Genomic DNA, 13612 nt, shown 5'->3' on the forward strand with positions numbered 1-13612 from the left:
CGCTGACCGGCTGGTCGGCAGCGGGCAGCAGCAGCCCGACTGGCAGGATGACGTCCGGATCGAGCCCGCGCAGCGCCAGTTCAGCGAGATGATCGGCCAGCGTCGCGCGCGCGATCGTCGCGCACAGCACGCGCATCCCACCATCGCCCTCCCCCCGGCCCAGCGCACGCACTGCGACGAACACATCGCCGCCAATGCTGAGATCGGCAGCGCGATAGCGCCCGGCAGCCTCGGCCTGGGGGGCGCTCATGTCGCCCATGTCGAGCGTGCGCAGCACGGTATCGGCGGCCGGGACGAGCGCGACAATCGGCGCATCGCCATTGCGCGCGGCCTGCGAGGGCGGGGTGAAATCCTGGCCGCGGGCCACGATATGGCCGTTGTCGGCGCGCCACCAGTGCAACGCGGCATCGGGACCGGGGGGGCAGGTGACGATCAGGCCGTTTTCAGCCATGGTCGGGCCAGCCATGATGGGGGTGCATCAGCCGGGATACGGGCGACGAGAGACAGGCCAAGATCGCGAAACCCCCGGTCAGCGACAGAATCAACTGACCTCCCGTTAGCCAATCGGGCGGGCCAAGTCACCGTCCCTTTGCGGATCGAGCGGGTCGGCCGCGAAATTTTCGTCCGCGGGCAAGGGTGCCGGCTGCGGCGCGAGGCGACGCGGGTTCAGGATCGCGAACGAGGCGATGAGCAGCACCACCGAAATCGCCTCGACGATCATCGACTGCGCGATATTCGCGGTGAGCGGATCGCTGGTCAGGCCGATCACGCGCCCGGTCAGGGCGAGCGCTACCATCGCCGCTGCGCCGAGCAGCCATTCGCGCTTGCCGGGCATCAGCCCGACCAGAGCGGCGAGCCCGGTGCCGATGAAGAACGCGCCCATGTCCGCGCGGATGGCCGAAAGGCCGGTCGCATTCTGCCGGCCCAATTCGAACTGCGCGATGATCGTCTGCGGATCGAGCAGCGCGCGCGCGCCGATGATGACGAAGAGCAGCGCAAATCCGGCGACGAGCAGACGGATGACCCAGACCATGGCGATCGCTCCCTTTCCCAAAGGCTTCGAATGTCTTGTTATGGACATGCGACAGGCGTGTCCAGCTTGGCAAGGGAACGGATGGGCGGTGCATTCGATCCGGCGGATGGATGTAAACTGGTGCAAGCGCCGGGCGCGCGTTGAAGCTGTCACTTTTGCTGGTTACCCGCGCAGGTGCTTTCCGATAGCCTCCCCGCAATAGGACATAACCGGCGAGGAGAGCGGCGATGGATCTGGGGCTGACCGGCAAGAAGGTCATCATGAATGGCGGCGGGCACGGCCTGGGTCTTGCCGCGCTGCGCCATTTCGCCGCCGAGGGCGCGGATGTCGCGTTCCTGTCGCGCGATCCGGCCAAGGTCGAGGCTGCGGTCAGCGAAATCGACGCCGCAGGCCCGGGCAAGGTGCATGGCACCGCAATCGACATTACCGGCGATGCGGAAGGCTATAAGGGCTGGCTGAACGATTGCCTGGACAAGCTGGGCGGCTGCGACATCTTCGTCCACACCGCCAGCGCCTCGGGCCAGGGTGCGACCGGCGACTGGCAGCGCTGCCTCGACATGGACATCCTGAACGCGGTGCACGGTGTCGAGGTGCTCACCCCCGCGCTGACCGAATCGGGCAGCGGATCGATCGTCTTCATGTCCTCGACCGCCGCGCTCGAGACCTTCGTCGCGCCCCAGGCGTTCAACGCGCTCAAGGCCGCGCTGATCACCTATGGATCGCAGCTCAGCCAGGCGCTCGCCGCGCAGGCCATCCGCGTCAACTGCATCTCGCCCGGCGCGATCTATTATCCCGGCGGCAACTGGGAGATGATCAAGGGCGTGGTGCCGGCGCTCTACGAGGGCACGCTCGCGAAGATGCCGATGGGCCGGTTCGGCGAGCCCGAAGAGGTGGCCAAGGCGATCGTCTTCGTCGCCAGCCCCGCCTGCCCGTACATGACCGGCGCGAACATCGTCATCGATGGCGGCTTCACCCAGCGCGTCCAGTTCTGATTTGCAGCGAGAGGCTCTTTCATGAAGCTCTATCAATCGATCGGCCCCAACCCAAGGGTCGTGCTGATGTTCCTGGAAGAGAAAGGGGCGGTCATCGACCGCGCCTTTGTCGACATCATGAAGGGCGAGAACCGCCAGCCCGAATTTGTCGCCAAGAACCCGTTCGGCCAGCTGCCGCTGCTCGAGATGGACGATGGCACCTATCTGTCGGAAAGCACCGCGATCTGCGGTTATATCGAGGAAAAGTTCCCCACCCCTGCGCTGATCGGCAGCACGGCCGAAGAGCGCGCGGTGACCGACATGCTGATCCGCCGGCTCGATTATGACGTGGTCGGCCCGATGACCACGGCGTTTCGCGGGTCCGAGGGCCTGCCGATGTTCCAGAGCCGGATGCGCTGCCTGCCCGAGGCCGCCGATGGCCTCAAGGCCTGCGCGCGCGATGGTCTGGCCGCGTTCGATGCGCTGCTCGCGGGCAAGACCTGGCTGGCGGGGGATCGCTTCACGCTCGCCGACATCCTGCTCTATTGCCTCACCGAATTCGGCAAGCAGGTCGGCCAGCCGCTGCCCGAGGGCCTCGCCAATCTCGCTGCGTGGTCGGAGCGGGTCGCCGCGCGGCCGAGCGCCGCTGCCAGCCTCGATGCCAAGAAGGGGATCGCGTGATGAGCCTCGACCGCGACACGTTGCTCGACATCTATACCCGCACGATGAAGGTCGCGCGCTTCGACGAGAAGATGCGCTCGCTGCTGATGAGCGGCAAGCTCGCCACCATCTATTACACGATGCGCGGGCAGGAGCTGGTCACCTCGGCGATGATGGCGGCGCTTGAGCCGAGCGACTATCTCGTCACTACCTATCGCGGCCAGCACGACCAGATTGCCAAGGGCGTTCCGCTCGACCTGCTGATCGCGGAGATCGCAGGCCGCGCCACCGGCACCTGCAAGGGCAAGGGCGGGTCGATGCACATCACCCATCCCGCCACCGGGGTGATGGTGACGACCGGCGTGGTTGGCTCGGGCCTGCCGATCGCCAACGGCCTCGCGCTTTCCAGCCAGAACCGCAAGGACGGCAAGGTCACTGTCACCTGTTTCGGCGACGGCGCGACCAATATCGGCGCGTTTCACGAGGCGATGAACATGGCGCAGCTCTACAAGCTGCCGGTCATCTTCCTGTGCCAGAACAACCGCTATGGCGAGCACACCGCCTTTGCCGACCATACCAAGGTGGACTCGATCGTCACCCGCGCCGCCGCCTATGGGATGAAGGGCGTGAAGGTCGACGGCAATGACGCGCTTGCGATGTACGCGGCGGCGAGGGAGGCGGTCGATCGCGCCCGCGCGGGCGAGGGGCCGACGCTGATCGAGGCGATGTGCTACCGGATGATGGGCCATTTCTTCGGCGCGGATTTCTCGTACATGCCTCCCGACCATATCGAGGAAATGAAGGCCGAGGACCCGCTCCCCAAGCTTAACGCGCTGATGCTCGAGCACCAGTTCACGCAAGCCGAACTCGACGCGATCGTCGCGAAACTGGAAGCCGAGATCGAGGCGGCGGTCGAGTTTGCGTTCAACAGCCCGTTCCCCGATGCGGACGAAATCCTGAAGGACGTTTTCGAAGAGGAGATCGCGGCATGAGCGAGGCCGAAGCACTCGAGGCCGCGGCGCCCAGGGCGAAAAAGCCGAAGCAGATCACCATGGTCCAGGCGCTCAACGCCGCGATCGACGAGGCGATGGCGGCGGACGAGGGGGTCATCCTGCTCGGCGAGGATGTCGCGGCCAAGCAGGGCGGCGGCGTGTTCAAGGTCTCGTCGGGGCTCACCGAGAAATATGGCGAGCACCGCATCCGCGCGACGCCGATTTCCGAACAGGCGATCATGGGCGCGTGCGTCGGCGCGGCGCTCACTGGCATGCGGCCGATTGCCGAGATCATGCTGATGAACTTCGTCACCGTGGCGATGGACCAGATCGTCAACCATGCCGCCAAGCTGCGCTTCATGTCCGGCGGGCAGACCAACGTGCCGTTGGTCATTCGCACCACCACCGGCGTTGGCGTCGGCTTTGGCGGCCAGCATTCGGACATGCTGGAAGCCTGGTTCGCGCATGTGCCCGGCCTCAAGATCGTGACGCCGTCGAACGCCGCCGATGCCAAGGGGCTGATGCGCAGCGCGATCGAGTGCAACGATCCGGTGATCTTCATCGAGAACATCCTGTGCTACGGCCTCAAGTCCGACGATCCCGGCACCGATTACCGCGTGCCGCTGGGCCAGGCGGCGATCGCGCGCGAAGGCAGCGATGTCTCGCTGATCACCTATGGTCGCACCGTGCTCGATGCGCTGGAGGTCGCCGAAACGCTGGCGGGCGAGGGCGTGTCGGTCGAGGTGATCGACCTGCGCACCATCGCGCCCTATGACGAGGCGACCGTCACCGCATCGGTGCGCAAGACCGGCCGCGCGGTGGTGCTGCACGAGGCGGTGCGCGCCTATGGCACCGGCGCGGAGATCGCCTCGCGGCTGCACGAGCGTCTGTTCAACGAGCTCAAGGCCCCGGTCCAGCGCATCGGCGGCGCGTTCTCTGCCGTGCCGATGGCGAGCGTGCTCGAACAGGCCTGGATCCCCAAGAAGGACGAGATTGCCGCGGCAATCCGCACGACGATGGAATGGAAGCGCTGATGCCGGCAGAAATCCGCATTCCCAAGCTCGGCATGAGCGTCACCGAGGTCACCCTGGTCGAATGGATGTTCGGCGATGGCGAGACGGTGGAAAAGGGCGACGTGCTCTACACCGTCGAGACCGACAAGAGCACCACCGAGATCGAGGCGCAGGAATCGGGCGTGCTGCACGTCACCGGCGAAGAGGGCGAAAGCTACAGGATCGGCGATGTGATCGGGACGATCGGCTAGCTAGTCCCCGATCGCCTTCCGCCGTTCGAGCCAAGGACGCAGCGGGAAGAGCCACTGTTCGCGAATGGAGAGCCGCTTGCGGTCATCCTGCCCCACGATCGCGCTCTCGCCTTCCTTGTAGGTGCGGAACAGCCGGTCCCAGAAGATGACCGAATTGCCATAGTTGCAGCGCGTGTCCTCATAGCTCGTCGCGGTGTGGTGCAGCGAATGGTTGCGGATGGTGGTGAAGAAGAAGCCGTACCAGATCGGCGGGTCGGCGCGGACATTGGCATGCGCATAGATTGCGATGGCGCTACCGACGGTGATGCTGGCGAACAGCGCGTCGAGGTCGATATCGAGCAGCGCGATTACCCCGATGCTGATCAGGAACAGCTCGATCGGGTTGCCGATATAGCCCTTCATCGCATTGAGCTGTGTCAGGTGATGGTGCGGCGCATGCGTCAGCCACAGGGGCGTCCAGTTGTGCATCGCGCGGTGCATCCAGTACTGGCCGAGCTCGAACACGAACAACGCGATCAGCGCCTCCACCAGAAACGGCAACTCGGCCAGCCAGGGCGTGCCGATGCCCCAGGACTCTTTCAGCTCGCGCAGCGGCGAGTTGATCAGCGCGTCCGAAAGCCAGCCGATGACGAAGAAGAAGAAGCCGAAATAGAACAGATCGGTGGCGAACTCGCGCCAGTTCATCCGCCAGCCCGCATGCCGCTCGAACACGAATTCGAGGCATTGGACGAACACCACCGTGCCCACCGCGACCGCAGGCAGCGACCATGGCGCTTCCACCCATGCGCCGGGGGCAAGCCCCCAAAAGGCGAGGATCGCCGCCAGTGTGGCGGGCGGCAGCAGGTTGACGAGCGACTGTTTCACCGGATCCCTCCCCAGGCGGTGAGGACGCCGCCGCGAGACGCCGCGCTTCCACCGTCGTTATTCGTGACCGACCCGTTGTTCATGCTCTTGGCGGCATTCGAGGGCCGAGAATATTCCATTTGCCGTGATGCGTCGAGGGGGTGGGGGACAACGGTGCGGGACCATGCGGCCCGGCCCTCGCGACGATCGTGCCGGAGGCTCCACCTCGAGATGCGTGACCGTTGCGGACGAACCAAGTGGTCGGGATATTCTCTTGATGCTCGGTGGCGGCTTCCTTCAACTTCCCCAGATCCGGCGCGATCTCATGCTCTTTCTGTCGGAGCTAGCAGCAGAAGATCCGCGTCCCATTTGGAAGGAACCAAGCGCGCAAGGCCGCGCATCTGGCACTGACGAGCTTTTTCATTTCTTCTTCGATGACTGCGATTTCGAGGAGCGCATGTTTGGCACCTGCTTTTTCGACACGTCCGGATTAGCAGCCGTAAGATCAATCATGGACGCACTCGGCGCCATCCTTGAAGACATTGGTGATCAAGGCGACAGCCAGTTTGTGCATCACCCCCTATGGAGCAGCGTAAGGCAAGCCGCTCGTGACGCGCTGTCCCTGTTTGGCGGAGCGATATAGGGTCTTTTCTTCACGCGTTTTTGGCTATCGAGGCACGAGAGTTGCTAGAGCGGGTCCCTGATGCCCACCGGTCCCCTGCGCAGGCAGGGGCCCATCTCCACACCGTTGTGCCGGGGGCCAGGGCAGGAGATGGGTGCCTGCCTGCGCAGGCAAGCGGTCTGAGGTTGCGTTCGGGTGGCTATTGGCGCGATGCCACCGCCTTCGCTCAGGTCGATCGGGCGCGAGGGGCGTGCGCGGCAGTCTTGCCAGCCTAGCTGAACAGTCCGCGGATCGCGCGCCAGATCGGAACGGGGGGGCGGCCGGCGAGCACGCGCATCTTGTCCATCATCGTCGACTTGCCGGCATAGAAGCGCGCGATCAGTGCATCGGGCAGCGTGTAGAAGCGTTCGAGCACGCGGTAGCGTTCGTCGGGTCCGGCGGCCTTGAACAGCATCTTGGTCAGCATGCGGTAGAAGCCATCGGCCTGCCAGTGGTCGAGGCTTGTCTTGCGGCTCATCTCGGCAAGCGCGGCGCCCGACAGGTCGGGCATGTCGGCGATATGCGCGGCGAGGCGCACCGCATCGGGCAGCGAATAGCCGGTCAGGCCATGGAACAAGGCCGCGCGCGTCCCTGCCTTGGCGACATCGCCGCCCGTCGACTGCCAGTATCCGCCGAAATCGCCGCCATAGACCACGGGCAGCGCGCCGGTCTCGGTACGGCTGACGCGCTCGACCTGCCAGCCCTTGGCATCGGCATAGGCGCTGATCCGCGCCGCCAGCGCCTGGGTGTCGAGATCGGAGGTGTCGCTGTAATAGGTGTCCTCGACGAAGATCTCCATCGGGCTGACCGGCAGGCAATAGACGAAGCGGTATCCGTCCATCTGCTCGACCGTCGCGTCCATCACAATCGGGCGGGTCAGCCCGTGCGGTTCGGACAGGTGCAGCATCTGCCCCATGAACTTCTGCCAGCCGCAGCGCAGATGGCGCACATTGCCGCCGCCGCGCGCGTCGATGACGCCGCCCGCCTCGACCCGCGCGCCGTTTTCCAGCACGACATTGGTCTGGCTCGCGGCGAGCGCGCGCACCCCGGTGACGATGTTATGCGCCGGGATCGCCTCGCGCAGATAGGCGTCGAACCGGTCGGAGAGGATCGAATAATAGCTTTCTTCCAGCCCGCGCTCGTGCCCCGGGAACTTCACGTCATAGCCGCGCCAGCCATGGCAGACGAGCGGCGCGACGAGCCAGCGATGCTCGCCCGCGACATCCGGGCCGAAGAACGACCAGATATGGTTGCCGCCCAGTGTGGCGCTTTCCTCGATCAGCAGCACGTCGAGCTCGGGCCGCTTGCGGCGCAGCGCGAGCGCGATCAGCCCGCCGGCCAGGCCGCCGCCGAGAATCGCGACATCGCATTTGAGTGTCTTGCTGGAGATATTGCGCGGGGATTTCATGTCCTCCCCGCCCTAGCGCAGGGCATCGCGCGATGGAAGGGCGGAAGGGGCGCTTTGCAGCGCAGCCGAAGCACGCTATGCCACGCGCATGCTGGGTTCCTCGCATATCGTGCTGTCCGCGCTGGCGATGACGCTGATCGTCGGGGTGCGCTACCTGCTGACCAGCGGGATGTTCGCCTGGCTGACCGAGCGTGTGCGCCCGGGCCTGTATGCCGGGCTGAAGCCGCAGATCGGGCGGGAAATCCGCTGGTCGCTCTACAGCGCGGCGATCTATGGCATCCCCACCGGCGTCGTCGCCTGGGGCTGGCAGAACCGGGGCTGGACCGAAATCTATACCGACTGGAATGCGTTTGGGCTTTGGTATCTGCCGGTCTCGGTGCTGCTCTATCTGTTCGCGCACGACACCTGGTTCTACTGGACGCACCGCTGGATGCACGTGCCCAAATGGTTTCGCATCGCGCATGCCGTGCACCATGACAGCCGCCCCCCGACCGCCTGGGCGGCGATGAGCTTCCATCCGATCGAGGCGCTGACCGGCGCGGTCGTCATCCCCGCGCTCGTCTTCCTGATCCCCATTCACGCCGCGATGCTGGGCCTTGTCCTGTTCATCATGACGCTGATGGGAGTGACCAACCATATGGGCTGGGAGCTGTTTCCGCGCTGGCTGGTTCAGGGGCGGTTAGGCAAGGGGCTGATAACCGCGAGCCATCATCAACTGCACCACGCCCGCTATACTTGCAATTATGGACTTTATTTCCGCTTCTGGGACCGGCTATGCGGGACCGACAAAGGGCTGGGGGCCTTTCAGGATAGACAATCGCGTCCGCGCGAGGGTGCATCGCTGGGCGATGCCACCCGCTCGGCCTGATCCGGAGAAAGACATGGGTAAGCTGTTCGCAACCTGCGCAATCGGTTTCATGGCTCTGGCCACGCTTCCTGGCGCCGCACCGCTGAGCACGGTGGAGATCACGGTGGACCAGTTGCGTTCGGCCAAGGGCCTGTTGCAGCTGTGCCTGACCGCCAACGAGCAGAGCTTTCCCGATTGCGACAAGGACAAGAACGCGCATCGCCTGACCGCGCGCGCCAGGGATGGCGTGGCGCGGTTCGAGAACCTGCCTGCGGGGCAATATGCGCTTGCCATCGTGCATGACGAGAATGGCAACAACAAGCTCGACACCTTTGCCGGCATCCCGAAGGAAGGGATCGGCTTTTCGCGCAACCCCAGCTTCAGCTTCGGTCCACCGCGCTTTTCGCAGGTCGTGTTCGTCGCGCAGGGCAGCGGCACCAGCCAGCGGGTGAAGATCAAATATTATCTGTGAGCGTTGGCTCCGCTCCGTTGCCGTACCGCACGGAAACCGAGCGTTAACCAAATCTCAGGCCTGCAGCGCCATGGTTGCGTGAGCGATCCAGCGGGGACCGAGCAATGCGCCAGACCGAACCGGGCCGTCTACCCATGCACCACGGCCCCGCACCCAGCCTTGCCACGCGCCCATGGCTGCTCAAGATCGTGCTGACCCTGGCGGCCATGCTGCTGGCCTTTGCGGCCGTCACCTACCAGCGAACGGCCGCGCCGGGTGCAGAACGCCCGGTGGTCGATTTTCACGCCTTCCATGTCGCAGGCACGCTGAGTCTGCAGGGACGCGCGGCAGACAGCTATGACGCCGAAAGGATGGAGCGTGCCCAGAAGGCCGCGACCGGGGTCAAGGTGTTCATGCCCTGGACCTATCCGCCCCCGTTCACCCTGTTCGTCGCCGCTTTGGCGGCCTTGCCGCTCGGACTCGCCTATGCGCTGTTCACCGGGCTGACGCTGGCATTCTATGTCGCGATTCTGCACCGGATGGCCGGCGCGCACTTGCCTGGTGTCGTCGCGGCCATGGCACCGGTCATCCTGCTGACGGTGCTGACCGGGCAGAACGGATTTCTGACCGGCGCGCTCACTGGCTGGTGCCTGCTCGCGCTGACCGCGCACAGGGCGGGTGCGGGGATCCCGCTGGGGCTGATGATCATCAAGCCGCATCTCGCCGCCGGGCTGGCGCTGATAGCCCTCCAGCGTCAGCGTCTTCGCATTGTCGGCAGGAGGCGTTGAGCGTTCCGACCCCTCGTCCGCCCGTGGCTGGGGGGCGGCCGCGGTGTCCGCCGCCTGATCATTCTGGTCGGCAGCGGGCTCCGAACTGCAGCTGGCGAGCGGGATGGCGAGCAGAGCGGTGGCCATCAGGGCGGCGCTGACAGGCTTAATCATGCTCCCTGCCCCCGGCCCCGAGATACAGCTCGCGGCCCATGTCCTCGTACAGCTTGCTCATCTCCGCCATGCCCTGGAGCGCGGCCTCGCGGCTCGCCGCTGCCGTCTCCGCGCCGCTGGGGCCCGTCGCGATGAAGCCTTCCACGCCCTGGTTCTGCTTGGTGGCAAAGTCGCGCACCTCCTGGCTGATCTGCATCGAGCAGAATTTGGGGCCGCACATGCTGCAGAAATGCGCGGTCTTGGCGCCTTCGGCGGGCAGGGTCTGGTCGTGGAATTCCTCGGCCGTATCGGGGTCGAGCGACAGGTTGAACTGGTCGCGCCAGCGGAATTCGAAGCGCGCCTTGCTCAGCGCATCGTCGCGCACCTGCGCCGCCGGATGGCCCTTGGCGAGGTCCGCGGCGTGCGCGGCGAGCTTGTAGGTGACCACGCCGACCTTGACGTCGTCGCGATCGGGCAGGCCCAGATGCTCCTTGGGCGTGACATAGCAGAGCATCGCCGTGCCGTACCAGCCGATCTGCGCTGCGCCGATGCCGCTGGTGATATGGTCATAGCCGGGCGCGATATCGGTGGTGAGGGGGCCAAGCGTGTAGAAGGGCGCTTCGCCACACACTTCTAGCTGCTTTTCCATATTCTCCTTGATCTTGTGCATCGGCACATGGCCCGGCCCTTCGATCATCACCTGCACGTCCGATTTCCATGCGCGATGGGTCAGTTCGCCCAGCGTGTAGAGCTCGCTGAACTGCGCCTCGTCATTGGCATCGGCGATCGATCCGGGGCGCAGGCCATCGCCCAGCGAATAGGCGATGTCGTACGCCTTCATGATCTCGGTGATCTCGTCGAAATGCTCGTAGAGGAAGCTTTCCTTGTGATGCGCCAGGCACCATTTGGCCATGATCGACCCGCCGCGCGAAACGATGCCGGTGACGCGCTTCGCCGCCATCGGAATATAGGCGAGGCGCACCCCGGCATGGATGGTGAAATAGTCCACGCCCTGTTCGGCCTGTTCGATCAGCGTGTCGCGGAAGATTTCCCAGGTCAGCTCCTCGGCAATGCCGCCGACCTTCTCGAGCGCCTGATAGATCGGCACGGTGCCGATCGGCACGGGGCTGTTGCGCAAAATCCATTCGCGCGTGTCGTGGATGTTGCGACCGGTGGACAGGTCCATCACCGTGTCCGCGCCCCAGCGGATCGACCAGACCATCTTGTCGACTTCGGATGCGACGTCGGAAGCGACCGCGCTGTTGCCGATATTGGCGTTGATCTTGACCAGGAAATTGCGGCCGATCGCCATCGGCTCGGTTTCGGGATGGTTGATGTTGCTGGGGATGATCGCGCGGCCGCGCGCGACCTCGTCGCGGACGAACTCCGGCGTCACGTAATCGGGGATCGACGCGCCGAAGCTGTTGCCGTCGCGGCGATATTCCTTGAGCCGCTCGCGCCCCAGATTCTCGCGCTCGGCGACATATTCCATCTCGGGCGTGATGATCCCGCGCCGGGCATAATGCATCTGGCTGACGTTCATGCCGGACTTCGCGCGCAGCACGGTCTTGCGGACATTGGGGAAAGGTGGCACGCCGCCCGAACGGTCGGGGCCGAGACGGCCGTTATCCTCGGGGCGGACCTCGCGCTGCGGCACATGGTCGACATCGCCGCGCGCCAGGATCCAGTCGCGGCGCAGCTCGGGCAGGCCCGCAGAAATGTCGATATGCGCGTTGGGGTCGGTATAGGGGCCCGAGGTGTCATAGACACGGACGCTGGGTTCGCCGCCGGCGAGATCGATCTCGCGCATCGCGACGCGGATACCGCTGCCCGATTTGGTCGCGACATGGATCTTGCGGCTGCCGCGAATGGGCCCGGTGGTCACGCCGATTTCGGTGCGGGCAGGAAAATCAGCCATTATCATGCTCTCCTTGTGCGGCGGGAGAGCGGATGCGGGCGCTTGAATGGACAACGCCGCTCCCTCCCTCCGCCGGTATCAGCCGGTTCAGGTTCAACGGGTCGTGGGGCGCAAACCCACCTCTCAGCCGCTCGGCTCCCCGGGGATGGGGAAGAGATTAGGACGCCCGGCGCGCCATGGCCAGCGAAATCGGCTTGCGCCATGTGTATTGCTGTTATAACACACCACAATGCTCACGTTAGCCGACATCTCCCGATCCTATGGCCGCAAGCGCGTGCTTGACGGCGTGTCCGCTACTTTCCCTACCGGCCTCACCTTGCTGCTCGGACCGAGCGGGGCAGGGAAGTCGACCTTGCTCCGGCTGCTCGCCACGGCGGAGAAGCCCAATGCGGGGACGATGGCCTGGGACGGGGCGGCACTGCCGGGGGCGCGCAAGGCTCTGCGGGCGACGCTCGGCTATGCGCCGCAGGCGGTCGATCTGCCCGAGGACCTGACCGCGCGCGAATTTGCGCTGCATATGGCGGCGTTGAAGGGGTTCGATGCGCGTGCGGCGGATGCGCAGTTCGGTGCGATAACCGAGCGGATCGGGCTGCATGCCGATATCAACAACCGCATCGCCACCTTTGCCGGCGGCATGCGCCGGCGGCTGGTGTTCGCGCAGGCGATGCTCGGTGCGCCGCGGCTGCTCGCGCTCGACGAGCCGACGGCGGAGCTCGACGGCGAAACGGCGGCGCAGGTCAGCGCGCTGATCGTCGAGCGGGCGCGCGAGGCGGTGGTGGTGATGACCACGCATCTGGCCGATGCGCTCGCCCCCCAGGCGGTGCAGGTGCTGCGCGTCGATCAGGGCCGGGTCGCGCCGCAATGATGCCGGGTGCGCGACCGGCGGCGGGGCAACCGGGGGCGGTGCTGCGCTCCTCGTTCGTCACCAGCCTCACGCGCTATCGGCGCAGCTGGGGGCTTTGGTTGCTGCTGCTGATCGCGCCGGTGGGCGCGCGCTTCATGATCTCGGACGAGAGCGGCCGGGGCGTGGCGATCGCGGTCGCCGATCAGCTGCCGGTGCTGACATCGGCGATGCTCGGCGTGTGGCTGGGCATCGTGGTGACGACGCTGCTGCTGCCGGTCGGCTATATCTACCTCCGCGCCAATACCAATCGCCGCCAGCCCTGGCAGGTGGAGGAGGTGACCGCCGCGCCGCGCGTCGCGATGCTGCTCGGGCGCTTCGCCGCCGATGCCGCGGTGCTGCTCGGCACGCTCGGCACGCTGACGCTGGCGGGCTGGTTCCTCGGCTGGCTGATGGTGAACGGGCCGTACAGCCCGTGGCAGATCACCTATCCGCTGTGGCTGATCGCCGCGCCGCCGCTGATCGCGCTCGCGGCCCTGCGCATTCTGTTCGATGCGGTGCCGTGGCTGCGGGGGGCTTTGGGGGATCTTGCCTATTTCGTCCTGTGGATCGCGTCGATCGCGATGCCGATCGTAGCTGCGGATCAGCCTTCGTCGTTCACCGCAAATCTGCTCGACCATCCGGGCTTCGTCCGCCCGCTGGCCGGGCCCGAGCCTGCGGGCGAGATGAACGTCCAGATCGGCGGGGTGGACCCGGCCAGCCTCAAGCCGGGGCGGATCGACCTGGACGTTGCCGCCGGGGTG

At 65.7% G+C, this 13612-nt stretch carries 14 protein-coding genes, 2 pseudogenes and 1 riboswitch; of the genes and pseudogenes, 11 read left to right on the forward strand and 5 right to left on the reverse strand.

Annotation, left to right across the window (positions count from 1 at the left end; translation table 11 throughout):
• Together DM995_RS21930 and DM995_RS14425 are read right to left on the reverse strand one after the other, a co-directional pair.
• A pseudogene (locus tag DM995_RS21930) lies at positions 1-451 on the reverse strand (hypothetical protein); the annotation flags it as partial.
• A 105-nt stretch (positions 452-556) separates the two neighbouring features.
• Positions 557-1033: a DUF4345 family protein gene (locus DM995_RS14425; protein WP_157973219.1), complete on the reverse strand. Its 477-nt coding sequence runs from the start codon at positions 1031-1033 to the stop codon at positions 557-559.
• Positions 1034-1260: 227 nt separating this feature from the next.
• Between DM995_RS14425 and DM995_RS14430 the strand changes: the two genes are divergently transcribed.
• From DM995_RS14430 to DM995_RS14450, 5 genes are read left to right on the forward strand one after another with little or no spacing between them, the layout of a single operon-like run.
• Positions 1261-2025, forward strand: a complete 765-nt coding sequence (locus tag DM995_RS14430; protein WP_232824409.1) for an SDR family NAD(P)-dependent oxidoreductase — start codon at positions 1261-1263, stop codon at positions 2023-2025.
• 21 nt (positions 2026-2046) lie between these two features.
• Positions 2047-2685, forward strand: a complete 639-nt coding sequence (locus DM995_RS14435) for a glutathione S-transferase family protein (protein ID WP_116969862.1) — start codon at positions 2047-2049, stop codon at positions 2683-2685.
• Positions 2685-3656, forward strand: coding sequence for a thiamine pyrophosphate-dependent dehydrogenase E1 component subunit alpha (locus tag DM995_RS14440; protein ID WP_116969863.1), 972 nt, complete (start codon positions 2685-2687; stop codon positions 3654-3656). Before DM995_RS14435 ends, DM995_RS14440 begins: the two co-directional genes overlap by 1 nt.
• Positions 3653-4690 (forward strand): alpha-ketoacid dehydrogenase subunit beta, encoded by a 1038-nt coding sequence (locus DM995_RS14445; RefSeq protein ID WP_116969864.1) that lies wholly within the window; start codon positions 3653-3655, stop codon positions 4688-4690. Before DM995_RS14440 ends, DM995_RS14445 begins: the two co-directional genes overlap by 4 nt.
• Positions 4690-4920, forward strand: coding sequence for a biotin/lipoyl-containing protein (locus DM995_RS14450; RefSeq protein WP_232824410.1), 231 nt, complete (start codon positions 4690-4692; stop codon positions 4918-4920). Before DM995_RS14445 ends, DM995_RS14450 begins: the two co-directional genes overlap by 1 nt.
• Here the strand turns inward: DM995_RS14450 and DM995_RS14455 are convergent, their stop codons facing one another.
• Positions 4921-5784 carry a sterol desaturase family protein gene (locus DM995_RS14455; RefSeq protein ID WP_198669376.1) on the reverse strand — a complete coding sequence of 288 codons (864 nt, stop codon included), beginning with the start codon at positions 5782-5784 and terminating at the stop codon, positions 4921-4923.
• 214 nt (positions 5785-5998) lie between these two features.
• Here DM995_RS14455 and DM995_RS14460 point away from each other — a divergent pair, with 214 nt between their 5' ends.
• A complete protein-coding gene (locus tag DM995_RS14460) occupies positions 5999-6406 on the forward strand; it encodes an SCO4402 family protein (RefSeq protein WP_157973220.1) in 408 nt (135 codons plus the stop codon).
• A gap of 250 nt (positions 6407-6656) precedes the next feature.
• Here DM995_RS14460 and crtY read toward each other — a convergent pair whose 3' ends face one another.
• Positions 6657-7832: a lycopene beta-cyclase CrtY gene (crtY, locus tag DM995_RS14465; RefSeq protein ID WP_023838871.1), complete on the reverse strand. Its 1176-nt coding sequence runs from the start codon at positions 7830-7832 to the stop codon at positions 6657-6659.
• Between the two features lie 88 nt (positions 7833-7920).
• On the opposite strand from crtY, the gene DM995_RS14470 reads away from it, so the two are divergent.
• The 3 genes from DM995_RS14470 (at position 7921) to DM995_RS14480 (ending at position 9918) form a co-directional block, all read left to right on the forward strand.
• Positions 7921-8700, forward strand: coding sequence for a sterol desaturase family protein (locus DM995_RS14470; RefSeq protein ID WP_023838872.1), 780 nt, complete (start codon positions 7921-7923; stop codon positions 8698-8700).
• 13 nt (positions 8701-8713) lie between these two features.
• Entirely contained in the window at positions 8714-9151 is a 438-nt protein-coding gene (locus DM995_RS14475) for a DUF2141 domain-containing protein (protein WP_023838873.1), read from the forward strand.
• Positions 9152-9255: 104 nt separating this feature from the next.
• Entirely contained in the window at positions 9256-9918 is a 663-nt protein-coding gene (locus tag DM995_RS14480) for a glycosyltransferase 87 family protein (protein WP_116969867.1), read from the forward strand.
• Positions 9919-10063: 145 nt separating this feature from the next.
• Here DM995_RS14480 and thiC read toward each other — a convergent pair whose 3' ends face one another.
• On the reverse strand, positions 10064-11968 hold the full coding sequence (gene thiC / locus DM995_RS14485) for a phosphomethylpyrimidine synthase ThiC (RefSeq protein WP_116969868.1): 1905 nt from the start codon (positions 11966-11968) through the stop codon (positions 10064-10066).
• Between the two features lie 47 nt (positions 11969-12015).
• Positions 12016-12120: riboswitch (TPP riboswitch) on the reverse strand.
• A 77-nt stretch (positions 12121-12197) separates the two neighbouring features.
• Here thiC and DM995_RS14490 point away from each other — a divergent pair.
• Both DM995_RS14490 and DM995_RS14495 read left to right on the forward strand, forming a co-directional pair.
• Positions 12198-12833 carry an ATP-binding cassette domain-containing protein gene (locus DM995_RS14490; protein ID WP_116969869.1) on the forward strand — a complete coding sequence of 212 codons (636 nt, stop codon included), beginning with the start codon at positions 12198-12200 and terminating at the stop codon, positions 12831-12833.
• Positions 12830-13612 (forward strand): annotated as a pseudogene (locus DM995_RS14495) (hypothetical protein); the annotation flags it as partial. The gene DM995_RS14490 and the pseudogene DM995_RS14495, both read left to right, overlap by 4 nt.

Origin of the sequence: Blastomonas sp. UPD001 (assembly GCF_003426715.1) — a bacterium.
Classification (GTDB): domain Bacteria; phylum Pseudomonadota; class Alphaproteobacteria; order Sphingomonadales; family Sphingomonadaceae; genus Blastomonas.

Excerpts from the sequence above, each read along its gene's own strand:
- DM995_RS14425 (WP_157973219.1), bottom strand. The coding sequence starts at position 1,033 with ATGGTCTGGGTCATCCGTCTGCTCGTCGCCGGATTTGCGCTGCTCTTC.
- DM995_RS14430 (WP_232824409.1), top strand. The coding sequence starts at position 1,261 with ATGGATCTGGGGCTGACCGGCAAGAAGGTCATCATGAATGGCGGCGGG.
- DM995_RS14435 (WP_116969862.1), top strand. The coding sequence starts at position 2,047 with ATGAAGCTCTATCAATCGATCGGCCCCAACCCAAGGGTCGTGCTGATG.
- DM995_RS14440 (WP_116969863.1), top strand. The coding sequence starts at position 2,685 with ATGAGCCTCGACCGCGACACGTTGCTCGACATCTATACCCGCACGATG.
- DM995_RS14445 (WP_116969864.1), top strand. The coding sequence starts at position 3,653 with ATGAGCGAGGCCGAAGCACTCGAGGCCGCGGCGCCCAGGGCGAAAAAG.
- DM995_RS14450 (WP_232824410.1), top strand. The coding sequence starts at position 4,690 with ATGCCGGCAGAAATCCGCATTCCCAAGCTCGGCATGAGCGTCACCGAG.
- crtY (WP_023838871.1), bottom strand. The coding sequence starts at position 7,832 with ATGAAATCCCCGCGCAATATCTCCAGCAAGACACTCAAATGCGATGTC.
- DM995_RS14470 (WP_023838872.1), top strand. The coding sequence starts at position 7,921 with ATGCTGGGTTCCTCGCATATCGTGCTGTCCGCGCTGGCGATGACGCTG.
- DM995_RS14475 (WP_023838873.1), top strand. The coding sequence starts at position 8,714 with ATGGGTAAGCTGTTCGCAACCTGCGCAATCGGTTTCATGGCTCTGGCC.
- DM995_RS14480 (WP_116969867.1), top strand. The coding sequence starts at position 9,256 with ATGCGCCAGACCGAACCGGGCCGTCTACCCATGCACCACGGCCCCGCA.
- thiC (WP_116969868.1), bottom strand. The coding sequence starts at position 11,968 with ATGGCTGATTTTCCTGCCCGCACCGAAATCGGCGTGACCACCGGGCCC.
- DM995_RS14490 (WP_116969869.1), top strand. The coding sequence starts at position 12,198 with ATGCTCACGTTAGCCGACATCTCCCGATCCTATGGCCGCAAGCGCGTG.